20 protein-coding genes and 1 tRNA gene are annotated in these 26,192 nt (G+C 29.6%); 11 read left to right on the top strand and 10 right to left on the bottom strand.

Features of this window, described 5'->3' with window-relative positions; all coding sequences use genetic code 11:
- The 4 genes from VJY38_RS12385 (at position 1) to VJY38_RS12370 (ending at position 5,613) form a co-directional block, all read left to right on the top strand.
- Positions 1 to 1,491 carry a sensor histidine kinase gene (locus VJY38_RS12385; protein WP_353681033.1) on the top strand — a complete coding sequence of 497 codons (1,491 nt, stop codon included), beginning with the start codon at positions 1 to 3 and terminating at the stop codon, positions 1,489 to 1,491.
- A gap of 1 nt (position 1,492) precedes the next feature.
- Positions 1,493 to 2,947 carry a sigma-54-dependent transcriptional regulator gene (locus VJY38_RS12380; RefSeq protein WP_353681032.1) on the top strand — a complete coding sequence of 485 codons (1,455 nt, stop codon included), beginning with the start codon at positions 1,493 to 1,495 and terminating at the stop codon, positions 2,945 to 2,947.
- Positions 2,948 to 3,031: 84 nt separating this feature from the next.
- On the top strand, positions 3,032 to 4,387 hold the full coding sequence (locus VJY38_RS12375; protein ID WP_353681031.1) for a glycoside hydrolase 5 family protein: 1,356 nt from the start codon (positions 3,032 to 3,034) through the stop codon (positions 4,385 to 4,387).
- 14 nt (positions 4,388 to 4,401) lie between these two features.
- Entirely contained in the window at positions 4,402 to 5,613 is a 1,212-nt protein-coding gene (locus tag VJY38_RS12370) for a glycoside hydrolase family 26 protein (protein ID WP_353681030.1), read from the top strand.
- 4 nt (positions 5,614 to 5,617) lie between these two features.
- Here VJY38_RS12370 and VJY38_RS12365 read toward each other — a convergent pair whose 3' ends face one another.
- From VJY38_RS12365 to VJY38_RS12340, 6 genes are all read right to left on the bottom strand, one after another.
- Entirely contained in the window at positions 5,618 to 7,597 is a 1,980-nt protein-coding gene (locus VJY38_RS12365; protein ID WP_353681029.1) for a M1 family aminopeptidase, read from the bottom strand.
- A gap of 39 nt (positions 7,598 to 7,636) precedes the next feature.
- Positions 7,637 to 8,044 carry a methylmalonyl-CoA epimerase gene (mce, locus tag VJY38_RS12360; RefSeq protein ID WP_353681028.1) on the bottom strand — a complete coding sequence of 136 codons (408 nt, stop codon included), beginning with the start codon at positions 8,042 to 8,044 and terminating at the stop codon, positions 7,637 to 7,639.
- A gap of 135 nt (positions 8,045 to 8,179) precedes the next feature.
- Entirely contained in the window at positions 8,180 to 8,737 is a 558-nt protein-coding gene (locus VJY38_RS12355; RefSeq protein WP_353681027.1) for an outer membrane beta-barrel protein, read from the bottom strand.
- A 60-nt stretch (positions 8,738 to 8,797) separates the two neighbouring features.
- The gene (locus VJY38_RS12350) at positions 8,798 to 9,343 is read right to left on the bottom strand and encodes a hypothetical protein (RefSeq protein WP_353681026.1); all 546 of its coding nucleotides are present in this window, start codon (positions 9,341 to 9,343) and stop codon (positions 8,798 to 8,800) included.
- A 29-nt stretch (positions 9,344 to 9,372) separates the two neighbouring features.
- Positions 9,373 to 10,611 carry a VPS10 domain-containing protein gene (locus tag VJY38_RS12345; RefSeq protein ID WP_353681025.1) on the bottom strand — a complete coding sequence of 413 codons (1,239 nt, stop codon included), beginning with the start codon at positions 10,609 to 10,611 and terminating at the stop codon, positions 9,373 to 9,375.
- A gap of 27 nt (positions 10,612 to 10,638) precedes the next feature.
- Positions 10,639 to 17,172, bottom strand: a complete 6,534-nt coding sequence (locus VJY38_RS12340) for a T9SS type A sorting domain-containing protein (protein ID WP_353681024.1) — start codon at positions 17,170 to 17,172, stop codon at positions 10,639 to 10,641.
- A 258-nt stretch (positions 17,173 to 17,430) separates the two neighbouring features.
- Here VJY38_RS12340 and VJY38_RS12335 point away from each other — a divergent pair.
- Together VJY38_RS12335 and VJY38_RS12330 are read left to right on the top strand one after the other, a co-directional pair.
- Positions 17,431 to 17,502 (top strand) — tRNA-Asn (locus VJY38_RS12335).
- A 131-nt stretch (positions 17,503 to 17,633) separates the two neighbouring features.
- Complete coding sequence (locus VJY38_RS12330; RefSeq protein ID WP_353681023.1) at positions 17,634 to 17,846, top strand: cold-shock protein; 213 nt, start codon at positions 17,634 to 17,636, stop codon at positions 17,844 to 17,846.
- Between the two features lie 54 nt (positions 17,847 to 17,900).
- On the opposite strand, the gene msrA is transcribed toward VJY38_RS12330, so the two are convergent.
- Positions 17,901 to 18,518, bottom strand: coding sequence for a peptide-methionine (S)-S-oxide reductase MsrA (gene msrA / locus VJY38_RS12325; RefSeq protein ID WP_353681022.1), 618 nt, complete (start codon positions 18,516 to 18,518; stop codon positions 17,901 to 17,903).
- Positions 18,519 to 18,644: 126 nt separating this feature from the next.
- Here msrA and VJY38_RS12320 point away from each other — a divergent pair, with 126 nt between their 5' ends.
- Positions 18,645 to 19,829: a lamin tail domain-containing protein gene (locus tag VJY38_RS12320; protein ID WP_353681021.1), complete on the top strand. Its 1,185-nt coding sequence runs from the start codon at positions 18,645 to 18,647 to the stop codon at positions 19,827 to 19,829.
- 50 nt (positions 19,830 to 19,879) lie between these two features.
- Complete coding sequence (locus VJY38_RS12315; protein WP_353681020.1) at positions 19,880 to 20,080, top strand: YgaP family membrane protein; 201 nt, start codon at positions 19,880 to 19,882, stop codon at positions 20,078 to 20,080.
- Positions 20,081 to 20,099: 19 nt separating this feature from the next.
- Here VJY38_RS12315 and VJY38_RS12310 read toward each other — a convergent pair whose 3' ends face one another.
- From VJY38_RS12310 to VJY38_RS12300, 3 genes are read right to left on the bottom strand one after another with little or no spacing between them, the layout of a single operon-like run.
- Positions 20,100 to 20,330, bottom strand: coding sequence for a zf-HC2 domain-containing protein (locus tag VJY38_RS12310; protein WP_353681019.1), 231 nt, complete (start codon positions 20,328 to 20,330; stop codon positions 20,100 to 20,102).
- Positions 20,323 to 20,886, bottom strand: a complete 564-nt coding sequence (locus VJY38_RS12305; RefSeq protein WP_353681018.1) for an RNA polymerase sigma factor — start codon at positions 20,884 to 20,886, stop codon at positions 20,323 to 20,325. Before VJY38_RS12305 ends, VJY38_RS12310 begins: the two co-directional genes overlap by 8 nt.
- A 19-nt stretch (positions 20,887 to 20,905) precedes the next feature.
- Positions 20,906 to 21,529 (bottom strand): DNA-3-methyladenine glycosylase family protein, encoded by a 624-nt coding sequence (locus VJY38_RS12300; protein ID WP_353681017.1) that lies wholly within the window; start codon positions 21,527 to 21,529, stop codon positions 20,906 to 20,908.
- A gap of 16 nt (positions 21,530 to 21,545) precedes the next feature.
- Between VJY38_RS12300 and VJY38_RS12295 the strand changes: the two genes are divergently transcribed.
- From VJY38_RS12295 to VJY38_RS12285, 3 genes are read left to right on the top strand one after another with little or no spacing between them, the layout of a single operon-like run.
- On the top strand, positions 21,546 to 23,873 hold the full coding sequence (locus tag VJY38_RS12295) for an ATP-binding protein (RefSeq protein WP_353681016.1): 2,328 nt from the start codon (positions 21,546 to 21,548) through the stop codon (positions 23,871 to 23,873).
- Between the two features lie 57 nt (positions 23,874 to 23,930).
- Complete coding sequence (gene miaA, locus VJY38_RS12290; protein ID WP_353681015.1) at positions 23,931 to 24,833, top strand: tRNA (adenosine(37)-N6)-dimethylallyltransferase MiaA; 903 nt, start codon at positions 23,931 to 23,933, stop codon at positions 24,831 to 24,833.
- Positions 24,830 to 26,176 carry a glycosyltransferase family 2 protein gene (locus tag VJY38_RS12285; RefSeq protein WP_353681014.1) on the top strand — a complete coding sequence of 449 codons (1,347 nt, stop codon included), beginning with the start codon at positions 24,830 to 24,832 and terminating at the stop codon, positions 26,174 to 26,176. The genes miaA and VJY38_RS12285 overlap by 4 nt, the downstream gene beginning before the upstream one ends.
- The last annotated feature ends 16 nt before the right edge of the window (positions 26,177 to 26,192 follow it).

The following is a 26,192-nucleotide window of genomic DNA, read 5'->3' as shown; positions in this document are numbered from 1 at the left end:
ATGGTAAGGCAAAAAGTAAAAAATAAATTTTCTAAATATCGATTTGAAATTAAACATATAACAGCATTTCTGTTTATTCTTATTGTATTTCAAATTATAATGGCGTTAGTTCAAAAATCTTCGCTAAACGATTTTCTTGTAGAAACTCAGTCATGGTATCAAAAATATTCTGCTGAACGATTGGCTATTGTTACTTCTACAAGTATGGAATTACTTTATGAAAATTTGTTTATGGAAAAACCACAAAGCGAATACGATGAAAGACGAATAACATATTCCTTTAATGTAATTTTTAAACAACAACTTATTCAAAAAAGTGTTGAAGATATTAGTTTGATATTAATAAAAAACCACAGACTATATGTAATTGATAGCGGACAAAAATTATATAAATTCTTAACAAACACACTCGAACCTTATGATACTCATCGAGATGCTCATATCGAAGCAGTAAAATTGTTTTTGAAAGTTAAAGACAAAATGAAAGCTTCTGAAATTATTTATAGTACTCTTGAAAACAATAAGACATTTAATATTCTTGTTCCTTTTGTACCCGATGGTGAATATCTTGGTGTAATGTATATGAAGATTACACCTGATTTTTCTTTTCTCACAAAAGAAGTACGTGCAAGTTACGATAAAGTAGCAATGATTTATACTTCGCTAATTTTTATAGGCTTAATAATAATTTTTGTTATATCATCTCAGGCAGTAAAAGAACGTAACGAAGCTTTACAAAAATTTTATGAAGAACATCAGGAAAATATTAAGAAACAAATAAGACTCGAAAAAGAATCGCTATTTACAAAACGTATTTATCATACTCATCATAAAGCAGAAAAAATAATTGGATTCATTAAAGAAGATGTTCGTAAAATGAATGCACATGGAATAGAAGAACTAAAAAATAGAGTAATTACTTATTCGAATTTTATTTCAAGAATTATTTATGATATGAAGTGGTATGACCAGGATATTAATACAATTATTAATCCAATGTTCAGTACAAATATTAACGAAGTTATTAAATTTATTATCGATAATGTCTTTTTACGTATTTCAAGTAAAAACGAGATGTTTAATTTCAAAGTAGAACTGGATGAAAAATTACCTCCAGTTAATGTAAATGAGTTTGTTATCTGGGAAATACTTGAACCATTGATACAGAATAGCATAGATCATGGAAATAAAAAATCAATTACAATAAAGATTTCTACAAAATATGATCCTGGAACAAATCTGTCTTACATTGTTATCGAAGATGATGGTGTGGGAATTAAAGAAGAATTACTTGAAGTGAATGAAAATGGAATAAAAAGAATATTTTTAGAAAACGAATCTACAAAAAAACTGGAAGGTGCAAATTCAGGTTATGGTTGTTATATCGCTTATCAGATGGCTGTCGAAAAATGTGGCTGGGATATAGATGTAATTAATCTAACTGAAGGTGGTTGTAGATTCACACTAACAATTAAAAACCAGGGTGTTTAAAATGACTAAAACTGATCAAATAAACATTTTATTAGTAGAAGATGAAGATTTTGATGTAAAGAGAGTGAAAAATACTCTCAATTATTATAGCTCGAGAGTTAAGCTGCTGGATGTTGTTTCTAATGGTCTGGCAGCTCTTCAGCTCATTAAAGCCTATCCAGATAAATATGATGTTGTTATTATGGATTATCAAATATCTGGTGGCCTCAAGGGTGAAGAATTGATTATGAAGATGAAAGATTGCGATCCACTTATTCAAATCATTGTTATTACTAAAATGACAATTAATATTACAAATTATGATTTTGCAAATAATTTACTGCGGGCAGGTGCTTTCTGGTATTGTACTAAATATCCCGGAAATATCGAAGAGTATATCTATCAACCCACAGATTTTATATTAAGCATTTTTAATGCTTATGAAAAAAAGAAATTAGAAAAACAAAAATTGAAATCAGATAAAAGATTAAAACAGAGTATAGAAAAATTACTTGAATCAAAAAAAATAATTGGCGAATCGAAACCAATGTTGCAGTTAAAAGAAAATATTGAAAAATATGCAAAGAGTGATGTGAATATTTTAATTAATGGTCCATCCGGTACAGGGAAGGAATTAGTTGCATGGAATATTCATCTTAAAAGTAAGCGAAGGTACGAAAATTTTGTACCAATCAATTGTGGAAGCATTCCATCTGAATTAATTGAGAGTGAGCTCTTTGGATTTGAAAAAGGTTCTTTTACCGGGGCAAGTGGTAGTAAAGCCGGCTTGTTTGAAATTGCAAATAATGGTACAATCTTTTTAGATGAAGTTGCTGAACTTCCTCCTTCAGCTCAGGTTAAATTATTACGAGTAATACAGGAAGGAGAAATTGAAAAAATTGGTAGAACAGAAAAAATATCTGTTAATGTTAGAATTATTGCTGCAACAAATAAAAATTTAGCTAATGAAGTTAATAATAATCGTTTCAGAGAAGATTTATATTACAGATTGAATGTTGTTCCTCTTGATATTGTGCCACTTAAAGATAGAGGAGAAGATATTATTTTACTCTTTGATTATTTTCTTGATTACTTCAGCAATGATATGGAAATTCCTAAACCAACATACGATGAAAAAGTCAAGGAAATTCTATTAAACTACAAATGGCCCGGCAATGTAAGAGAGTTAAGAAATGTTGTTCAACGTTTAATGTTAAATTGTTCGGGAACAATTACAGCAAAGGATATTAGTAGCCCACTTATACTTGGTAATCAAATAATTGCAAAAGAAGAAACAAATTTTGAAGACATTTATAATGGACAGGTATTGCCTCTTAAAGAAGTAGAAAGACAATTTCGTATTAAATATTTCAAATATGTCAGAAGCATTTCAAGTTCCGACTCTGCTGCTGCGGAACGACTTGGTTTAGCACCATCAAATTTCTACAGAATGTGTAAAGAATTGGGTCTCAAATAATGCTCTTATTTTTCAGCTTTTTCTTATCACAACATTTTTATGTATTGAACAACTTTATACCATATTATTCATTAAAGAGGTAATATGAAGAAAATTTTTTTACTTCTTATTGCATTTGTAATTTTAGTTGAGGGTTGTTCATCAACTCTTGTTAGAGAAACATCAGACTTTATAAAAGTACGGGGAACACAATTCGAATTAAATGGGAAACCCTATTACTTTGTTGGTGCGAATTTCTGGTATGGTTGTTACCTTGGCTCTCCAGGTGTAACTGGAGATAGAGAAAGATTAAAACGAGAACTTGATTTACTGAAAGAAAATGGAATTACAAATCTTAGAATTCTTGCTGCATCAGAAAAATCTTATATAAAAACTTCGCTCGAGCCAGCAATTCAACCTGAACCCGGAATTTATAACGAAGATCTTCTTGAAGGACTTGATTATCTTCTTGCAGAAATGAAAAAAAGAAATATGCATGCTGTAGTTTTTTTAGGTAACTACTGGGAATGGTCGGGTGGATTTGTTGTTTATAATAAATGGTTTGGGAGTGGAAAAGAAGTAGATCCAAATAAACCAGAATATTCATGGCCAGATTTTATGAATTATTCAGCTGAGTTTTACAGGAATGAGAAAGCAAATGAACATTTCAGAGAATTTATTAAAAAAATAATTACTCGTAAAAATAAATTTACTGGTCAATATTATTTTGAAGATCCAACAATAATGGCATGGCAATTAGCTAACGAGCCAAGACCCGGATGGGGTGATGTTGCACTTCCTTATGTTGATTATTTTTATAAATGGATTGATGAAACAGCTGCATTCATTCATTCTCTTGATCCAAATCATCTTGTTACAACAGGGAATGAAGGTTTAAGAGGATGTCTTGATTCAGAAGAAATATATTTGAAAGCACATCAAAGCAAAAATATTGATTATATTACTTTTCATCTCTGGCCTAAAAACTGGGGCTGGTTCGATGCAAAAAGAATAGACGAAACACTCCCTTCTACAATTGAAAAAGCTATTGATTATATAAATAAGCATTTAAAGTATGCAAGAATATTAAATAAACCCATAACACTGGAAGAATTTGGTTTATCTCGTGATAATGAAATTTGTAGTGCTGGAACTCCTACAACAGCACGCGATAAATATTATAAAATTATTTATGATATAATTTATGATAGTGCTTCTTCTGGAGCTCCAATAGCCGGAACGAACTTCTGGTCGTGGGCTGGTGTTGGAAGAGGAAAAAATAAAGATAATATGTGGCGAGTTGGAGATCCATTTGTTGGCGACCCTCCTCAAGAGCCTCAAGGATTTAATTCAATTTATGATACTGACTTATCTACACTATCAATTATTAAAGAAAATTCAGAAAAAATGAATGCTTTAATTAAAAATGGATTTAAAATTAACAGCATATCAAGAAATTAATTTTAGAAAGAACTATGAAATTAAAGTTAATCTTCTCAATCTTAATCTTTGTGATATTAATATCCTGTGTGCCAGAATATAACAGCATATATTTTCAAAAAAAATTAAATGTAAAATTAGTTGATTCATCTGCCAGCAAAGAAACTGTTTTACTTTTTTATAATCTTAAAAAATTATCTGAACATAAAATAATTTTTGGACATCACGATGCAACTGCATATGGTGTGGGTTGGTTTGGTAAGGATAGTTCTGATGTTAAAAGTGTTGTTAATTCATATCCAGGTTTATATGGATGGGATTTCAGTCATATTACATCAAACAAAAATAATCCTGTTAAAAATTATATGAAAAAATTAGTACTTGATGCTTATAAACGAGGAGGCGTCAATACATTCTGCTGGCATTATAATAATCCAGTTACAGATGGTTCATTCTATGATACAACAATTGCAGTAAAAAAAATATTACCGGGTGGAGGTTTTTATTTGAAGTATCTAAGAGCTCTCGATTCCATTGCAGATTTTGCTAATAATCTTAAAGATTCTACAGGAGAACCAATTCCTATAATTTTTAGACCATTCCATGAATTTGATGGTAGCTGGTTCTGGTGGGGTAAAAATTTCTGTACAAAAGAAGAATTTATTGAATTATGGAGAACAACTGTAAATTATTTAAGAAATAAAAAAGGTGTTAAAAATTTTTTATATGCTTATTCACCGGATAGAAATTTTTATAGCGAAGAAGAATATCTTGAACGTTATCCTGGTGATGAGTTTGTAGATATTTTAGGAATGGATGATTATTATGATTTTGTACCCGGTGGTGATGGAATAGAATGGATTACAAAAAAACTAAGTATAATCACAAAACTTGCAAAAAAGAAAAATAAAATTGCAGCATTTACAGAAACAGGTCTCGAAGGAATTGTAAACCATAAATGGTGGACAGATAGATTGCTTAAATCATTTGATAATGATTCAATTAAAATTGCTTATTTAATGGTCTGGCGAAATGCAAACGAAACTCATCATTATGCACCTTACAAGGGACATCCAAGTGCAGAAAATTTTGTTGAGTTTGTCTTCAGTCCAAAAATTTTATTAGAAAAGGATCTACCCAATTTATATAAAACATCAATTAATGATAATATCATCGAAAAAATTAATTTCAAAAAAAATCTTGATATCATTAAAACAATGGGATTTTATCCAGTAAGATGTAATTGAATATTCATTTTATCAGCATCATCTTCTTTGTCTCTGTGAAAAAATCGGTACTGAGTTTGTAATAATAAACACCGCTTGAAAGATTAAATTTCTCAGCATTAAATTCAATTACGTAATTACCTGGTTGTTGTATATCGTTGATTAATGTTGTTATCTCTTTTCCTAAGATGTCATAAATTTTTAATACTATTTTACATTGTGCTGGTATTTGATATTTAATAAAAGTGTTTGGATTGAATGGGTTGGGATAATTTTGAAAAAGTAAAAATTCAAGTGGAGTTTCTTTTTTAAAAGATGTAAGATTTTGTATCTCTACATCTTTAAGAATCCAGTTGTCTGGATCAAATTCTACATTAATTGGTAAACCATCAATTTCAAAATCCCACTGTTGTTCTGGTTTATCGTTAAACAAATTTAGATTCGTAATCCCGGCAGTTGTTGTAACTCTAATTTTGATTGGCATAATAAAATATTGTGGATTTGTATTTGGTTTTTGTGAAAGATTAATAGTAATTGTATACTTGTCATTTTCATTTATATAATAATTCCATTTAAAAATATATTTAGGATAATTCTCACCATAGATCCATTCGTCAAAAAAATATTTTAAATTCATTCCAGAGACTCTTTCTGCAATTTTCTGGAAATCTTCTGTTGTTGCTGTTGAGTAAGCTAATTTGGGATCATTTAAATATTCTTTTAATGTTTTGTAAAATATTTCGTCTCCCAGAATACCTCTTAGCATGTGTAAGACTGTTGCACCTTTATTGTAAGTTCTGTTATAATTAAATATTGCAGTGTCACTGTCAATGTTTTGGACATAAATTGATCCTGATGATAGTTTAGCAGAAGTCATCATCGAGTTAATTCTCTCGGCAAATTTTTCTTTACCATATTTTTCTTCGAAGTAAATATTAGTAATATAAGTAGCAAAACCTTCGTTAAGCCAGATATGATGCCAGTCTCTACAGGTAACTTTATCGCCAAACCATTGATGAGCTAATTCATGAGCAATAACATCTTCGGAAATTACACCAATTGATGTGCATGTTTGATGTTCCATTCCGCCAGAAAAACCAAATTCAGCATGTCCATATTTTTCTTTAATAAATGGATACTCACCAAATTTATTTGAAAAAATTTTCATCATGTCAGGTGTTAAATCTAATATATCTTTATAGGATTGAAAGTTTTCGGGATAAATGTAATGGATGATAGGTAAAAATTTATTTTTGTCATACTCATATTTTGTTTCATAAATAAAATAATTTGACATTGCCAGTGAAATAAGGTAGTTAGCAATTGGGTAACTATTTTTCCATTTATAAGTTTTTGTTCCATCATGATTATTTACAACTTCATTTAAAATTCCATTTGATACCGAGACAAAAAATGAATCAGCAGTTATCCATACATCAGAAGAATCAGCTTTGTCCGAAGGAGTATCTTTACAAGGGAACCAATCTCTTGCACCATAAGGTTGACTTAAAGTCCAGATAACAGGATTTTGTGCTTGTGTCTTTTCAAATACAAAACTTCCTCCAATGCCCCCGTTAGAATTTGGAGTGCCATGATAATGAATATCTATTGCTATTTCAGTATCCTTTGGGTAAGATTTATTTAAATAAATTATGAGTTTATTTGAAATTGTTTTAGAAAAACTCAAACGTATATTACTTGTTACGACAGAATCGATATTAAAATCGGAATAAAAATCAAGGTAGAAATTATTAATAGCATCCAATGAAGGTTTCAATTTTATAGTTGTAACACCTTTTAAAAATTTTGAGTTGTAATCGATGAATAAATTTAATTTGTAATAAGTGATGTTAATGGTTGTATCGCTATAATATGATGTTTTATAAAGTGTTAGAGTTTTATTGTATAATTTAATTTTAGATTCCGAACAATATTTTGCATCATTTTGTGCTTGTAGATTTAAGAATAAAGCAAAAAATAAAATTGACGAGAATACTTTTATCATAATGATGTGAAGTATGAATTTAATTTTATAAATAATGTTTTACTTGGGTAACTCACAAAGTTGTGTTAGTACTCCATGTGTAGATTTTGGATGTAAATAAGCAATGTAATAACCTTCTGGACTTAATTTTGGCTCAGTATCAATTAATTGTACACCTTTTGAAGCAGCTTCTTTTAATGCAGCAGGTAGATCTTTTACAGCAAAAGATATGTGATGAATTCCTTCACCTTTATTTTCAATAAATCTTCCAATTGGGCCATAAGGTTCGGTCGATTCAATTAAATAAATTTTTGTCTGGCCTATTGTGAAATATGCAGTTCTTGTTTTTTGTGTTCTTGATTCATCAATTGAATTACATTTTAATCCAAGAACATTTTCGTAATATTTAATTTTTTCATCTAAATTTTTTACTGCAATTGCTATATGATCGAGATGAGTTATTTCCATATTCAGTTCTCCTATTTTGTGCTATTAAGTTACAAATAGAAAAGGATTAAAGGAAGAGATATCTCAAAAAAAGATGACCCGGTAAGTTTGTTTTACCGGGTCATCAAGCAAAGTTATAAATTAATTGTATTAAAATTACTTGCCAAGTATATATACTACACCTGCAAAAATTCCAAGGAAGTCTGTTCCATTTGAGTGATAATTAATTTCGGCAAATCCTTTTATGTTTGGTGAAATCTGGTAATCAGCTCCTCCAACTAATCTGAATCCAAAATCAGTATCACTTTCTGATGTAGAAAAGCCAGGTACATCCACGCTAACTTTAGAAATTACAAATCCTAAACCAACTCCACCATAAGGTTTAACCGGAGTATTACCAACAGGAATATAATATTTCCCGAGTCCATAAATTGTAATGGCTGATATAGTACTTTCCCAAGTAGTACCATAAATTGATCCGCTGTCATAAGTTTTAGACCAGTAATCAATTCCAGCATCAAGTTTTATTGCAGGAATAATTTGGCCTAGATTGACTACTGCACCAAAACCGATTGTACTTTCAATAGGATCTTCTGGAGAGACATAACCCAATTTTGCGCCGATGCCTTTTAATCCAAAATCTGATTGTGCTTTAATGCTAAGATTAAGTACTATTAAAAGAACAAAAAAAAGAATGGCTGTAGCTTTTTTCATTTTTAACTCCTCTGTTTATTTGTTATTATTTATTAAATCTATCAATGGATTGATAGAATTTTATTTTTTTGAAAATACAATCTGATTTATAAAATATGCGCTTTCATAAACACCGTTTATGTTAATCTGCCAATCGAATGAAATAGTTTGAGGAGCAACGCCCTTGGACCCTAAATATGTAGTACTTAAAATGATATAATTATTATTTTCTCTAATTTCAAGATAAAGATTTTCGATATCATATTCACTATCATATAACCATTGTATATAAGTGTAGGGGGTTTCTGCGGGCGACTTAAAATTAAAAGTTATTGCATTAGATGAACCGTCGTCCCATATTAATTGGCCTTCATACCAATAACCAGTATTCATGGTGTGTTCTTTGTTTAATATTAATTTAATTTTTTTACCTGCGAAAGCAGATTTTTGTGCGAATGTTGCATATTCTGGCATTGTTGCTGTCCATGTACCAAGTAGCCAGCCTTTTGGACGGGGCATTGTAACGGTTAAGATCTCATCTTCGTTGTTTGTAATTTTATTGTCTTTATCGCAACCAGATAAAAAGAAAAGAAGAAAAATTAAAATGAAATAAAAAAAATATTTCATGTTAGTTCTTCCTTATAATTTTTTAATTATCATTTAAGTAGCAACATTTTTTTAGTATCAGAAAAATTGCCTGCTTGCATTTTGTAGAAGTAAACTCCACTGTTTAATTCATTGGCAACAAATTTTATTTTGTAAGTACCAGCATTTTGAATCTGATTAACAAGAGTAATTATTTCTCTACCTAAAATATCGTATACAGTGATTTTAACATTTTCTTTTTGAGGAATTGAATATTCTATTGTTGTAACTGGATTGAATGGATTTGGATAATTTTGAGAAAGGCCATAAGAATTGGGTTTGGTTTTAAAATCTTTAACAGAAGTTATAGGATTTACAGAACGATAGACGAATCCATCTTTTGCACCGGCAAAAATATATCCCTTTGAATCAATAGCTAAAGAGTATACACCTTCACTAAGTCCGGATTTTAAATGTGTCCATTTATTACCTTCATCAAAAGAATAGTAAATACCTTTCAATGAAGCCCAGAAATCACTTGCATCAGCAGCAACATACACATTATTATTTGAAATCAAAATGCATCGAATATCTGTAGCCATAATATCCATATCATAAACATAATCCCAATAATCTCCATTATTGTTTGAATAAGTAATTCCGCCAGAAATACCAGCAAAAATTTTACCGCTTTGACTTATAGCAAAACAATATATTTTATCTCCACTTCTTCCCATTTTTGTCCATGTTAAACCATTGTCTTTTGACCTATAAATGCCTTGTCCATCAGTTCCTAAAAAGATATCTCCATTTGAATTAAAAATGATGGATGTAATAGATGGATTTGTTAAACCGGTGTTAATCGAAATCCAGTTATCACCATTATCTGTTGAATAGTATAATCCTGCTTTATAAGTTCCTGTATAAATGTGACCCTGAGGATTAATGGTAAATGAACAAACCCATGTCCAGGTAATGTTTTTATTACATTGAGTCCATGTAGAACCATTATCATTGGAACGAAAAACTCCTCCATTGTCGGTTCCAGCGAAAATAGTTCCATTAGTATTAATTATTAGACAATTTACCCATTTGTTTTTTAAGCTTGTCTGTTGCCAGCTATTTCCTTTATCGGTAGAAATATAAACTCCATTTCCATAAGTTCCAGCAAAAATGTAATCGCTTGAATTAACAGCTAAAGCACTAATTGTTCCGGAGGCGGGACCATTTGTCTTTTGCCAGTAATCTTGTGCAAAGAAAATATCAGAACATAAAATTAAGATTGATAAGTAATAAATTATATTTTTCATTTTTATTATTTATTAATTGGACAATCTTCATTTAATTAAAAGCATCTTTTTTACAACATTGTATTTTGTTGTTTTTAATTGATAGAAATAAACTCCACTTGAAACTTTATAACCAAGATTATTTGTTGCATCCCATTCTAAATTGTGAATGCCTGCATCAAGTTCTTCCTTAAATAAATTTCTTATTAATCTACCTCTTACATCATAAATATTTAATTCAACTTTACACTTTTCAGCGAGAGAGAATTTGATTTGGGTAACTGGATTAAAAGGATTGGGATAATTCTGATAAAGTTCATATTTATATGTTACATTTTCATTGTTAATTGATGTAATTGTTGCCCTGAAATCAAAACTAATTTTTGTTTGATTGCCTGCAAAATCATAAACGATTATTTCAACATAATTTGTTTCGTTGTTTTTGATATCTTCACTATTTGTGTTATAAAATATTTTAGAAGTAGAAGGATCATACATTATTTCTTTTTCTTTTCCATTTATTAAAATTTTTGAGTTTACCAGATCCAGACCAGAACCAAATTTATTTTCTTTTACAATAGCATAAATTTCAGGGAGTGATTCTACGATTGCTCCCTGTTTTGGACCGTAATCGATAATCTGTGGTGCTTCTTTGTCTGAAATACTTGTTAATTCAATTCCCAGTGCAAACTCGCCAAGTTTATTGGTATTTACTATTACTGTGTCTTTTGAAAACTCTCCACCGATGTAAACCCAGTTCAAAAGTTTTTTATCGTAATGATAGATTTTTATGTTCAATGAATCTTCTATACTCAAATTAAATTTTTTCAAACTATCGGGATGAACTATCATTTTAATTGTATATGGAGATTTCATTGTATCCTGTAAAACATTTTCGCCACTCTTTTTAAATGAAATACAAATTACATCGCTGATGATAATAAGATTGCTCTGGTATAATTCATATTTTTTCTCGCCAATTGGATGATAAACTGTTGTTGATTTGTTTATTTTAATTGGTATTGATGGTTCAAAAGGTGCTGCTTGATAAGATGATGGAAGAAATGAACCCAAAGTGGAAATAATTATTGAACCTGCATCTTCGGCTATCCCCTCAATTGTCCCAATTGCATCGCCGACTGCTGTTTTGACATCGATAATAAATTCTTGACCTGCTATTATTATTTTTTCTACTGAGTTTATAATATTCAAAAATGATTCTTTTATTAGTGGAAGGACTCCCGAAAAGATATCATAAAGAATTGAATTGAAATCATCACTTTCCATTTCAGGAGAGTATTCACTTGAATAAATCAAATAATTCTCTCCATTCAAATAGACTTTAGAAAATTTTCTCGGGAAGGAGATTTCATCATAATATCGACCGGTTATACCAAACGAAATTCCAATCCCTACACCCAGAGCAGCATCGAGATCTATTCCTAAATTTAGTGTGTAACCATTTCCTCTGATTTCAGACGTAGTAATTTCAATGGGTGTAGAAATGTTATTAAAAGTAGCTTTAAAAGCATTTATTGATTGATTAAGAATATCACTTCCCAAATGAATGAAATTTCCTTTTGTAAATAGATTAATGATAGAACTACCTGAATTTATTAAAGAAGGATATAAATCAGCTGGAATGTCAATTGTTGTTTTGTAATATGTATTGCGTGAAGCATTAAATAGGTTAAGACCTCCACCACCTTTAAATGATAAAGATAGTCCATTAAAATTACGAGATGGAGTGAGCTTTGTTTCCGCACTAAATTCACTGCCTATACCTATGTCAAATAAACTAAAGTTATCTCCTTGTAATTCAACTTTGTCATTTGCTTTTAAACCAAAATCCAGAGCAGAGAAATTAAAATTTAGAGCAAAGTTTAATTCGTTAGAACCAATTGTATTTGGTGTATTAGAAGGATGAGCGGTATTGAAGTTATTTATTTTTAAATTGGTTGCAATATTGAAAGATGGATTAAGAGCATTAAATTTAATTCCCTGAAACTCAGCCTGGAAACCTGCACCAATAGATCCTTCAAGACCTAAACCAGAATAAATTTTTATTAATCCATCATTAAAAATTTGATCCATGCCAGCAGTTTGGTTTATTACATTAACTAATGCTTGAAGAACTGCACCTACACCGGGAGATAAAGTTAGTCCTGCGTACGACATTGTTTCGAGCATAAAACCTGCTTGAGCCATTTTTATTTTTTCTGCGTCAAGTTTTAAATCAGAAAAGCCAAATTGTTGACCGAAGAATACTTTCTTTGTAGCTGAAGTACTTGTAACTGTAGCAGAAGTTACGGCTAAATTTACTTCTGGAATTTCAACTTTGGCAGTTAAACTTGCTTCCAGTCTTCTATCGAAACTTAGTTTTTTATCTTGATCAATAATTATATCAAGGTTTCCACCTGCTTCTCCCTTTACTGATAGTTTTGCTAACGATGCAGATACCCCGGCACCAATTGAGCCTGCTGAAAAACTCACTCCAGCACTGCCGCTTGCAAAAATACTCCAGGTTCTTTCAAACTGATTTGGTATTCTTGTTATTTTAATTAGATAAGAAGAAGAATTAAAAGAATAAAAAGTATCGCTTACTGTTATTCCGTTTCCAAGTGAAAATGTCATTGATGAATCAATAAAAATATATCCAGGTAAATCTAAACGAAATACACCTTTATTAATGAAAATTCCTTCCACAGGGATGTTTCTTGTTTGCGAGATTAGTGTTGCCTTTACTTTTGATGATGAAAAAACATCATTACCATTTGCTTTGAGTGTGAAATAACAGTAGCCAGCTCCATTCCTCGGTATTTTTACATCTTTAATTGATGGACCTTTTTGAAGAGTATCTAATTGAGCATTTATATTTAATGCAACTATCGAAATCTTATGTGGATTATCAACTGTACCATGAAATGAACTTAGACCAAAATCATCTGTTGCTTTAATGAAATATTCAATATCTACACCTGTTACAAATTGTGATGGAATGAGTGCCATATAAGTATTATTTGCCGATTGAGTCATCGTAACATATTGATATGTAATTTGACCGGATTTTCTATAATAAAGTATTGCTTCTGTAATATAATTTGTGTTATCTGTAATTACAGCTGATATATTTATTCCCATATTTTTAGAAGATGCTTCAACAATGTTATGATTAATTACTGGTGCTACATTTGGTAGTATTGCTATTTGATATGGATTTTGTGAAGGATTGGTTTTAGGATCCGAAGTACTTAAGGTTCCATCTGTTGCAGTAATGTAGTAATCAATCCCCGGAGGTTTAACAGACGAAGATGGTATGATTGCAAAATATTTATCATTATTTCCTCTGGTCATCTGGATAGTGCTATATGAATTTTGATCGGTTCTTTTATAAAAGAGTATTGCAGAGTTTACAAATGGTTCAACTTCGTCAGTTATGACTGCACTTATTTTCAATGCAGTACCTTCAGTCCAGGCTTTACTATGAAGAATTAATGTGGAATCGGTTCGAATAATTTTTGGAATTGATGCAGGATTATAAAATATAGTATCTGAACTTATATTCGATTTATAATGAACAGTTACAATTACTTCTCTTTTTTCGTTATTTGCAATTGTATTAAGTGATTTATATTGTATAAGATAATTACTTGAAATTATGTTTGATATTGAATTTAATATTTGATTAAAGTCAGAGTAAATATCAAATATATTTCCATTGGTAACATTTGTAATAGGAGTAAATTTTGAATAGAGTCTTGAATTAGTTAGAACATAAAGATTGATATTATTATCAAGACAGACAGAAACTGCTTCGTCAATTGTTGCACCACCCTGATCCGGGTCTTCATCTGTAATAATTATAAATATTTTTTGTGAGCCAGGTCTGAATGTAAATGAAGAAGCAGAATATTTTATTGCATAATAACCAGGTTCTCTACTGCCATTAGTGTTATTTAATGTCCATAAGTTGTTCTTAAAATATTCAGCGTTACTTGTAAGTTCTCCATTGTTTTCAATTATTGGATTTCCGGAATTTGTTGAAGAACCATATCTGCAAAGTCCAAGTGCAAAATCAACACCTGAATTTACAAGACCATTAACAAATTCAATTACATTGTTCGAAACTGCTTGTTGTTCGTCACCCATACTTCCACTGTTGTCCATAATAAAAATTATATCAGCTAATCTGGCATTTCCTGATTGTCCCGGTTGTATAACATTAAAATTATCTGTTTGAAGAACCCCGTTTTCATAAACCTGGAAGTTACTGAGTGTTAATGAACTAATTCCTTGATAAAATGTATCGACTGAAACATTTAATTGTATATTAGGAAAGTTTTGAAAATCCATACTTACAATTCTTGCAGAAAGTGGTGATGCATATCCTTCACCCATTAAATAAACTTCATAAATCTGATTGCTGTAATATATTTTGAGAATGCCATTCTCAATATTGCGTGTAGAAGGTTTAAATGTAACAAGTATTTCTTTTGATTTATTTGGTGAAAGATAAAATAGTGATGTTGCTTCTTTTGTGCTCTGAATAGAATTATTTGGGGAAATAGAAATTGATTCATCATAAGAAAGTAAATTCAAATTTTCACCCAGTAAATAAGTAAAATTGCTATTTGTAATTTTGATGGAATCAATCGTTACACTTTGTTGAGATCTATTTGTTATGATTAATGGAAGAGTTTTGCTATCTTTCAAATCAACCAGTCCAAAAGATAAAGTATCGTGGCTTGTTACAATTTTTGAAATCCCTTTTCCTTTTAATGGTATAATTGCAGGCGAATTATTTTGTTTGTTGTTATATATCAATAAATTACCCTGAATATCAGAAGCTGATTGTGGAGTGAATTTCAATTTAATAAAAATAGTTTCTGCTTTAGCAACCCAGATATTTTTTAATGATGTGGTACTGATTGAAAATGCATTATTATCAGTTTCAATTTTATTAATAAATAAATCTATAGAACCATTGCTTGTAATTATTTTAAAATTTTTTTCTATGTAAGAACCAATTACTACTTCACCAAAATCAATTTCTTGTTGAAGCAAATCAAAAGAAATATTTCCATTAATAGGTGTGGGTGAATAAGGAGTAAAATCGATCATTCCCTGAATTTTTTGTCCAATCCCTGTGGGATTACTCGAATGAGAAGGACCACCCGGATCTCCCCAGAAATTATTTTTAGCATTTATTGTGAAGTTATTATTATTAACAAGTGCATAAGTGTTATTATAAAAATCGTTATTGATAATTACGGGATTGGAATTATTTCTTACAATTATTGCATTCGAATTTTTTGTAAATCTACAATTTTTAATTTCTGGAGATGAATTATCAATTACGAGATAAGCATTATTAAATAAACAATTAGTTATTTGGCTATTGGAGTTATAATTAATTTGTATTAATGCATCACTACCTGATAATCCTATGAACTCTATTCCATCAGCAACCAAATTCCCTTTTGAAGTTGAACTATAACCAATCGTAATACCAGTACTACTCGGGAAATAAATTTTTGTATTTGATTCAATAGTTAATGTAGAATTATTTCTTATAGCAAGACTTTTTATGTAGTAAGGAGAATTTTCTTTTTTTATGATTAAGTCGCTTGTAATTGTACCTTGATAGCAGAATCCTGGATACAAAACATTTGTGTCATAAGAAAGATTCAGTGCATTTATAGTTCCACCATCTTCAAGTATAATTGGATACTCTACACTTTTAAAAAGGCAATCAGAAGCAGATACGTTTGTGTTATCAATTGTCAAATATGTGTTGTCAAAAGTACAATTAGTAAAAGTTCCTTCACCACTTTGATTATTAAAATAAATTTTTGAAGCACCTGTTAATGTTCCTTTGAAATATACATTGCTTGCATTAAGTATACCTTTAGAAGAAGTTGATGAACCTACAGTAATTGGACTGGATGATTTTAAATAGATTTCATTTCCAGGCTCGATTAATAATGTGGCATTGTTTCTTATTGTTAAATTATCAATAAAGTAAGGTAACTTATGGTTTTTGAGTACATAATTATTTTGAATATAACCATGAAATAAAATTCCATAATTATCATTGCTTGCAGTGAAATTAATATTTGAGGGGATTATACTACTACCATTGTTTAATACAATTGGATATACACAATTACTAAAAGTCAAATTACTAAGAGTAATTTCGTTGTTTTCGATTAAAAGATAAGTATTATCGAAAATGCAATTCTCTAAAGAACCACTTGCAGAACCATCTTTGAAATAGATTCTTGAATCGTTTGATTGTAAGCCTTTGAAAGTAACACCATTTGCAATCAATGTTCCTTTAGAATTGGAGCTATAACCTACAGTGATGTAATAAGATGATGAGTTAAAGTGAACTTCTACACCACTTTCTATTGTGAGGATAGCTCCATCACGGATTGTAATTGATCCAGTGACTATATAAGGACCATTGCTTTTTGACCAGGTTGTGTTTGAATTTATTATGCCCTGAACGTTGGTTTGAGAGAAATTAACATTTATAACCAAGAAATAAATGAAAACAAAGCACCTAAAAATTATTTTCATTTATTTTGATTTATGTAATAATTTATAAATCTTCAAAAAAATTAATTAACTCTATAGGTGCTTTGGGTAAATAAAGACGTTAAGGTCGACATTAATATAACAAGATTGAGTAACTTTACAAATAAAATTTTTTTATGAGTTATTTTCATCACATTCCTGAAAAAAGAAAGGAAACTAAAAAATCATAAAATACTTGACAAAACAGCAGATATACTCTATCTTTGTGCACGATTTTTTATCGAATTTGTTATGTTGCATTCCGCGTTAGCTCAATGGTAGAGCATGCGGCTGTTAACCGCAGGGTTGCAGGTTCGAGTCCTGCACGCGGAGCGAAGGGACTTGTGGTTAATCTGCAAGTCCCTTTTTTTATGAACTTGAGCAGTAGTAAATTGTTTTTTAACAATTCGGGTGTTCTGTTCTAAAATTAATTTATTTATTAACATTTTAGGAGCATCTTTAAGATGGCAGAAAAAGTAAGAGGAACCGTAAAATGGTTCAATAGTTCTAAAGGTTATGGATTCATCTCTCGTAAAGATGGCGAGGATGTATTTGTTCATTTCCAAGCAATTGTAGGCGAAGGTTATAGAAGTCTACAAGAAGGTCAGCAAGTTGAATTCACTATTGCTCAAGGACAAAAAGGTCCGCAAGCTCAAGAAGTTAAAGTAATAAAATAATATTAGATTTAACTTGCTTCACAATTAACCCGGTAAATTTATTACCGGGTTTTTTTATTTTAATTTTTCCTTGAAAAACTTTTTTAGTTTATTAAGTTTTGGTGAGATTACAAAGCTGCAATATGGTTGATGTGTATTGTTATTGTAGTAATTTTGATGATAATCTTCAGCTTTATAAAAATTTTTGAACTCCATTAATTCAGTAACAATTGGTTTATCCCAGATTTTTTCTGACTCTAATTTTTTAATTATATCTTCTGCAATTCTTTTTTGATTTTCATTGTAATAAAAAATTACAGAACGATATTGAGTTCCAATATCTGCCCCCTGTTGATTTAAAGTTGTTGGGTCGTGTGTGCTGAAAAAAATTTCAAGGATCTCTTCGAGTGTAATAACTTTTGGATCATAAGTAATCTTAACAACTTCTGCATGACCGGTCTTTCCTGTGCATACTAATTCATAAGTGGGATTAGCTACGTTGCCTCCTGAATAACCACTAACTACACTTGTAATTCCCTTTACTCTTTGAAAAATTGCTTCTGTACACCAGAAGCAACCACCACCTAAAATTATAGATTCAAATTTTTTATCAATATTTTCCACTTTAGATTTTTTTCCTTCCTGATAATCTCCAATTAATAGCATTAAAAGTAAAATGATTTTGAAACACATAAGTAATTTGTTTATCTATAAAGACAGAAAATAAATTCAAAAAGTTCAATAAAATTTTGATGTTTTTATAAACTAAAATTCTTAATTTTTTGAAGGTACTTAAAACATTTCTAAATGAAGGGCACAATGAAAGCAAAATTATTTTCATCATTATTTTTATTTATAAGTATAATCTATTACGCACAGGTTGCAGATCATGTTGTAATAGCAGAAATTTATGGGAATGGTGGAAATTCAGATGCTGTTTATAAATATGATTATGTTGTGCTTTATAATCCAACATCAAATAGTGTGGATTTATCAAACTGGTCTATTCAATATTCACCAGCAACAAGTTATAACTATACTGTTTTGCAATTAACTGGGAATATACAGGCTTTTAGTTATTACTTAATACAATTATATAGTTCAGGAAACACTGGAAGTGATTTACCAACCACACCCGATTTAATCGGAAACATTAATTTATCAGGCACAAGTGGCAAACTGGCTCTTGTTAATAATACTGATCCAATTAGTAATAAAGAAGATGAAAATGTTATAGATTTTGTTGGTTATGGTAGTACTGCCAATGAGTATGAGGGTAGTAATTATGCTGTTTATCCATCCAGTAATACAAGATCATTATGTAGAAAAGATAATAATGGTGGTTCTACATATGGAAATGGAAATGGTTGGGATACGAACGATAATAGAAATGATTTTTTTAGTAATTCTATTCCTTCCCCTCTTCCAGTTGAACTTACATCTTTTTTTGGTACAGTCTATAAAGATAAAGTTCTGTTAAAATGGTCAACTGCAACTGAAATGAATAATTATGGATTTCAAATACAAAGAAGAAACATAGGTCGATTTTATAATTGGGAAACTATAGGTTTTGTAGAAGGACACGGCAATAGTAACTCACCAAAGTATTATTATTTTATAGACGAACCAAAAGGAGGTAATGAATTTGCATATCGATTGAAACAAATTGATTATGATGGAACTTCTGAATACTCAAAAGAAATTTTTGTAAAACTTGATTTATCAAATAATCTCGAATTGTTTCAAAACTATCCCAATCCTTTTAATCCTGTAACTAAAATAAAATACTTAATTCCAGAAAATGAAGAGTTTATAAATAAAAGAATTTTGATTAAAGTATATGATATACTGGGTAATGAAGTAAAAATTCTTAAAGACGATTTTACTTATCCGGGTATTTATGAGCTTGAATTTAATGGGAGTGATTTATCAGCCGGGTTTTATGTAATTTCTTTATCAATTGGTGATAAAATATTAACTCGAAAATGTATGTTATTAAAATGAAACTCTAATAAATTTATTTCATCTAACAGTAAGCAAATATAGGAGGTAATATGAAAAAGAATATTGGTTCTACAGATAAAATACTTAGAGTTATAATTGGTATTTTAATAATTGCTATTGGACTAATCACAAAAAGCTGGTGGGGTTTAATTGGGTTAATCCCTATTGCTACTGCATTAATTGGCTGGTGTCCATTATATGCTCCTTTTGGAATAACAACATGTAAAACTCAAAGCGAAGAACAGAAATAATTTTAGATGTGTGATTAAATTATTCTTTTAATCCCAGAAACTCTAAAAGTCTATTATGTACATCTTCTGAAATTTGAATATTATATTTTCTGTAAAATTGAATTGTATCTTCCACTGACTTAAAGAAGTGTTGACAGTTTTCGCAGTTTTCTAAATGAGCTTTAATTTCAATACAGGTTGGTGAATTTAATTCTTCACCGAGATTATCGCATATGTGCATCATTACATCTTTACATGTTGGCTTATTCATAAGCTAACCTCTTATTTAACTCGTTTCTTAAAAAAGCTCTTGCTCGATGTAAACGAGATTTAACTGCTGGTATCGATAATTCAACAATCTTAGCTGTTTCTTCTGTAGATAAGCCTTCAACATCTCTAAGCATAAATACAACTCTATATTCAGGTGCAAGTTTTTGAATTGCTTCGTCCAGTATTTTTTTTAGTTCATTATTTTCTGTAACATGTTCTGGAGTAACTTTCCAATCTGCAAGATTTTTTTCATCTATTAGAGCTTCATCATCATCAATCGATGTGAATCCATATTTACTTTCTGAACGAGCAAGCATTAAACAATGATTAGCAACTACACGATAAAGCCATGTAGATAATTTAGAATCGCCACTAAATTGATGTAAATTTTTAACCATGCTTAAAAATGTTTCCTGCATTGTATGTTCAGCACGTTCTTTATTTCTGCAAATTTTAAAAGAAAAGTTATAAACAGTTTGTTCATACATCTTAACGAGTTCTGTTAATGCTTTTCTATCCCCTTTTTGTGCTTTTTCAATTAATTCTTTTTCTTCCATGTAATATGATGCCTGCTTTTTAATCGAGATTCTTATTATTTAAGCTCTTCCATAAATAAATGCTGGCAACAGAACAATATGGATGCCATCCTTTATCTTTTGCTAACTTTTTAAGTTTTATTTCATCTGGTAATTTTTTTAATCCGTAATTTAAAACAACAGCTTTTCTTATGCCAAGATCTGTATAAGGTAATACATTTAATCTTCCTAAAGTGAATATTAAAAACATGTGAACTGTCCATATTCCAATTCCTTTTACTTGAGTTAGTTCATTGATTATTTCTTCATCTGATTTTTCTGATATTCTATTAAGCGTAATTCGTTTAGTAATAATTTTCTCGGATAAATCTTTAATATATATTACTTTTGAATTTGATAAACCAAGTGCTCGCAAATGAGTATTCTCTGTTTCTAAGATTAATTCAGGAGTTGGTTTGTTTTTAAAAAATGTCATAAACTTTTTTTCAATTGAAGCAGCAGCTTTCATAGATAACTGCTGTCCTATTATTGCTCTTAATAAATCAAAAAAGTATTTTTTGTGTGTTTCTATTTTATATGTTCCAAACTTCTGAATTAAAGCAGATAATACAGGATCGTTTTTTGAAAGATGCTGGATTGCTTTTTCAATTTCATTATTTAACATAATATCTATAAGTATAATGGAAAATCAATTAATAATTAGTTTAAGTAAAAACAAATTACTAAAAAATGTTGATATTCAGAAAATCGATTTTAGTAATATTAAAGGAAGATTGGTCACCTTTAATGAAGGAGAGATAGTTTATCGAGAAGGTGATCATACAAATGAAATTTTTTTAGTTGTAAGTGGCGAAGTAAATGTTATTAAAAAAAGATTACTCGGTAAAAGTAAATCTTCAGTTTTTTATGATAATACTTTCTTTGGTCACGAAGAATATTTAGAAAAAACTTCTCGAACTTCTACAGCAGTTGTACTTCGTGATTCTTATTTAATTGCACTATCGTTAGATGAAATTGAAAATTTGATACAACAGGATGAAAATATAAAATTAAATATGCTAAAACCCTTGCCTGAGATAGAAGAAGAAATCGAAGAAACGGCTGAAAAAGGAAAAAAATCTACTTTTGATGATTCAGTAGAAGAAAGATTAACTACAGAAAAAATTACAGAAGAATATTTTCAAACAATTGCTGATACATCTAATGAAGAAAAAATAATTCAACCCATCGAAGAAATCTCTGAGAACAAGAAAGAATCTAAATCAATAACCGAAGAAATAGAAGATATTGAGAAAATATTATATAATGAGGATGGGATTCCAAAAGCAGAAGTTGATTTAACAGAAACAACTGAGCAAGAAGAAGAAAAAACAAATGTTGTATTTAAAGAAACTGGAATACCAAAACCAGAATTTGAGTTGCCAAAAGAAGAAAGCAGTAATATAGAAAAAGAAAATCTGGATGATGTACTATTTCAGATTTTAAGTGGTGTTGAGCAAAAACCAGAAATTCAAACAGAAGAAACAACATTTGATAAAGAAAACATAGAAGAAATAGAAACACACAAAGAAAATATTGAAGAAAATGTAACTATGAAATCAGAAAGTGAAAGTTTCCCAATTAATGAGCAGTCTATAGAAAAAGAAGAAACAACAGAAAATCAATTGAGTGATGAAGAATCTAAAGTTGACAAAAAAGGAAGACATATAACCTGGCAGGATTATGAAACAGAAGAAATATTCGAAGAAGTTGATACTAAACTAAAAATACTTTCAGAAAAAGAAGAAATTAGAGAAATCAAAAAAAATATTGAAAACGAGGAAATAAAAATGAAAGTAGACCAATTACAAATGATCATTAAAGCAGCTGAATTAGTTAATTCAACTATTAAGTTAGATGAAGTATTGAAAAATATTGTAGAAGTTGCCACAGAACTTACTGAAGCAGACAGAGGCACACTTTATCTAATAGATCATGAAAAAAATGAATTGTGGTCTTTAATTGCTATGGGATCGGAAATAAAAGAGATAAGATTGAAAATTGGAGAAGGGATGGCTGGATATGTTGCAAGAACAGGTGAAATATTAAATATAAAAGATGTTTCAAAAGATCCACGCTATCGTTCAGATTTCGATAAAGCAAGTGGTTATGAAACAAAAAATGCATTGACATTTCCTATTAAAAATAGAAAAGGTGATATAATCGGAGTTCTTCAATTGTTGAATAGCAAAAAAGGTGAATTCTCTAAATACGATGAGGAATTACTTAATGCAATGTCTATTCATTCGGCAATCGCAATTCAAAATGCAGAACTTGTAGAAAAACTTTTACAGGCAGAACGTGTACAATCTCTTGGTAAGATGGCAAACTTTTTAATTCAGGATATTAAAAAACCAATACTTGTAAGTAAACGTTATGCAGAACATTTAAAGAACAAAAACTTATCTCCAGATAATGTCCAGATTGTTGATATGTTGCTTGAACAATTAAATCATGTTGCCGATCTGGTTCAAACTACATCAAGCTATTCAGAAGGGAAAACAATTTTAAGAACACTAAATGTTAGCTTAAATAAAACATTAACAGATTATTCTACTCGCATAGAAACTTATGTTGAATCTCGTAATTGCAAAATAGCAAATGAATTTGATAAAGATGTAAATGTGAAACTCGATGTAAAAGAATTTTATCAATGTTATATGCATCTTATTAAAAATGCATGCGATGCAATGCCAGAAGGAGGAACTATTACTGTTCTAACAAAGAAAGATGAGAAAGATAAAAAAGTTAGAATATTTATTAGAGATACTGGATTAGGAATTGCAGAAAGCTTAAAAGAAAAAATATTTGAACCTTTCTTCACACAGGGAAAAAAAGAAGGAACTGGATTGGGACTTTCTATAACCAAGCAAATAGTTGAAGCTCATGGAGGAAAAATTGAAGTCCAAAGTGCACTTGGCGAAGGAGCTACTTTCATAATTACTCTGCCTGTAGCATCATTATTATAATAGATAAAATTTTGTGATTGATAGATGTGTTCTGTATTATAAAATTTGATGAATTTTATGTCTTATAATTTGATTACTATTCTTGGTCCTACTGCTGTTGGTAAAACAAAACTTGCTGCATTATTGGCAAATCATTTTGATGGCGAAATAATTTCAGCAGATTCTCGTCAAGTATATAAAAGAATGAATATTGGTACAGGAAAAGATCTGGAAGATTATATAATCAATGGGAAAAAAATTCCTTATTATTTGATAGACATTGTTGAACCAACTGAAGAGTTTAATTTATTTCTTTTCAACGAGTATTTTTACAAAGCTTTTAATGATATCACATCAAGAAATAAAATTCCTTTTCTCGTAGGCGGAACAGGATTATATCTTCATTCAATTCTTAAAGGCTATAAACTAAATAAAGTAGAATTCTCAAAAGAAAAGTATGAAGAACTGGATAAATTAAGTATTGAAGAACTGAGAGAAAGACTTATAAAAGTTAATCCAAAATTACATAATACTACAGATTTGTTAGAAAAAGATAGAATTATAAGAGCAATAATTATTTCCGAAGCAGAAAATAATTTTAATGAACATCCTGAAATAAGATCCTTAACAATTGGAATAAATCCAGGTAGAGAAAAAATAAAAGAAAGAATTACTGAAAGATTGAAATATCGACTTGAAAACGGAATGATTGAAGAAGTTGAGAAACTTGTTGCAGAAGGAATTACATTCGACAAATTAGAATTTTTTGGTCTTGAATATAAATATATTGGTATGTATCTAAAATGTGAGCTTAATTATAATGATATGTTTCAGAAATTAAACAGTGCAATTCAACAATTTGCAAAAAGACAGATGACCTGGTTCAGAAAAATGGAGAGAGAGGGAATTAAAATTCACTGGCTTGAAGAAGCAGATTTTGATGCAGCTAAAAAAATTATTGAAGATAATTACTTCGCATGAATAAAATAACTTCTGAAAATTTACCTTCTTATGTATTATCATATTTGAAAAAATATTTTATTGATCACTGGGAAATTGAATGTAATAGTAACAAAAGATTTAAAAACATCGTTGTAATCCCTGCAATTAAAGAGTATGAAAATATTCTTAAGCTTCTGAATTCAATTTCAGAAAATGAATCAGATTATTTTGACGAAACATTATTTTTGTTTGTGATTAACAATCCTGAATCCTGCAATACAGAAATTATTAACGAAAATAAAAATACAATAGAATTATTGAGAAGTATTATCAATAAAAATTTGCAAAGTGAACTGGCATATAAGATTTATGATAATAAAATAAATATTGGATTTGTCGACGCTTCTTCAAAAGGATATGAACTACCTGATAAAGATGCTGGAGTGGGATTGGCAAGAAAAATCGGAATGGATTTAGCATTAAGAATATTTGATTACAATAATCCAAAGAAAAATATTTTAATCTCACTCGATGCTGATTGTTTAATAGCAAAAAATTATTTGAATAAAATTGTAGAAGCATTCAATCAAAAAAATGTTAATGCAGCAGTAGTTTATTATGAACATTTACTTCCCGACAGTGAAGGAGAAAAATTAGCAATAATTAATTATGAAATATTCTTGAGATACTATGTTCTGGGATTGAAATATTCTAATTCTCATTATGCATATCATTCAATAGGATCAACAATAGTATGTGACACAGAAACTTATTGTAAAGCTGGTGGAATGAATAAACGAAAAGCAGGTGAAGATTTTTATTTCCTTGAAAAACTTGCAAAGATAACAACTATAAATCATATAAATTCAACAACTGTTTTTCCTTCGAGTAGAAGTTCGTGGAGAGTTCCTTTTGGGACAGGCAAAAGTATAAGTAAATATTTAAATGAAAAAAATGAATACAAACTCTATAATCCTGAATGCTTTAATATTCTTAAACAATGGCTTTTAATTTTTCATAATAAGACAATAAAAGATGCTCAATATTATCTTACAGAATCGGAGAAAATTCATTTTAGATTAAGAGAATTCCTTGAACTAAATTCTTTTGAAACAGCGTGGGAAAATATTTTATCTAATTCTAAAAATGATGAACAGATACAAAAACAAAAATTATACTGGTTTGATGCATTTAGAACAATGAAATTAATTCATTATCTGCGTGATACAGATTTTCCACCTGTTAATATGTTTGATGCAGTTGATGATTTATTGAAGATGATGAATTATCATTTTGAAATTAACAGAAATGAATTAATACCCGATGTAAATACTCAACTTAAATATTTATATTGCCTGCGTGATATTTGCCGACAATTATAAAATCAAAATTTATTCA

The organism is Rosettibacter firmus, assembly GCF_036860695.1.
Lineage (GTDB): Bacteria > Bacteroidota > Ignavibacteria > Ignavibacteriales > Melioribacteraceae > Rosettibacter > Rosettibacter firmus.
This window is presented reverse-complemented; position numbering and strand designations above follow the sequence as displayed.

Coding starts and splice junctions, on each gene's coding strand:
- VJY38_RS12385 (WP_353681033.1), top strand. CDS start 1: ATGGTAAGGCAAAAAGTAAAAAATAAATTTTCTAAATATCGATTTGAA.
- VJY38_RS12380 (WP_353681032.1), top strand. CDS start 1,493: ATGACTAAAACTGATCAAATAAACATTTTATTAGTAGAAGATGAAGAT.
- VJY38_RS12375 (WP_353681031.1), top strand. CDS start 3,032: ATGAAGAAAATTTTTTTACTTCTTATTGCATTTGTAATTTTAGTTGAG.
- VJY38_RS12370 (WP_353681030.1), top strand. CDS start 4,402: ATGAAATTAAAGTTAATCTTCTCAATCTTAATCTTTGTGATATTAATA.
- VJY38_RS12365 (WP_353681029.1), bottom strand. CDS start 7,597: ATGATAAAAGTATTCTCGTCAATTTTATTTTTTGCTTTATTCTTAAAT.
- mce (WP_353681028.1), bottom strand. CDS start 8,044: ATGGAAATAACTCATCTCGATCATATAGCAATTGCAGTAAAAAATTTA.
- VJY38_RS12355 (WP_353681027.1), bottom strand. CDS start 8,737: ATGAAAAAAGCTACAGCCATTCTTTTTTTTGTTCTTTTAATAGTACTT.
- VJY38_RS12350 (WP_353681026.1), bottom strand. CDS start 9,343: ATGAAATATTTTTTTTATTTCATTTTAATTTTTCTTCTTTTCTTTTTA.
- VJY38_RS12345 (WP_353681025.1), bottom strand. CDS start 10,611: ATGAAAAATATAATTTATTACTTATCAATCTTAATTTTATGTTCTGAT.
- VJY38_RS12340 (WP_353681024.1), bottom strand. CDS start 17,172: ATGAAAATAATTTTTAGGTGCTTTGTTTTCATTTATTTCTTGGTTATA.
- VJY38_RS12330 (WP_353681023.1), top strand. CDS start 17,634: ATGGCAGAAAAAGTAAGAGGAACCGTAAAATGGTTCAATAGTTCTAAA.
- msrA (WP_353681022.1), bottom strand. CDS start 18,518: ATGTGTTTCAAAATCATTTTACTTTTAATGCTATTAATTGGAGATTAT.
- VJY38_RS12320 (WP_353681021.1), top strand. CDS start 18,645: ATGAAAGCAAAATTATTTTCATCATTATTTTTATTTATAAGTATAATC.
- VJY38_RS12315 (WP_353681020.1), top strand. CDS start 19,880: ATGAAAAAGAATATTGGTTCTACAGATAAAATACTTAGAGTTATAATT.
- VJY38_RS12310 (WP_353681019.1), bottom strand. CDS start 20,330: ATGAATAAGCCAACATGTAAAGATGTAATGATGCACATATGCGATAAT.
- VJY38_RS12305 (WP_353681018.1), bottom strand. CDS start 20,886: ATGGAAGAAAAAGAATTAATTGAAAAAGCACAAAAAGGGGATAGAAAA.
- VJY38_RS12300 (WP_353681017.1), bottom strand. CDS start 21,529: ATGTTAAATAATGAAATTGAAAAAGCAATCCAGCATCTTTCAAAAAAC.
- VJY38_RS12295 (WP_353681016.1), top strand. CDS start 21,546: ATGGAAAATCAATTAATAATTAGTTTAAGTAAAAACAAATTACTAAAA.
- miaA (WP_353681015.1), top strand. CDS start 23,931: ATGTCTTATAATTTGATTACTATTCTTGGTCCTACTGCTGTTGGTAAA.
- VJY38_RS12285 (WP_353681014.1), top strand. CDS start 24,830: ATGAATAAAATAACTTCTGAAAATTTACCTTCTTATGTATTATCATAT.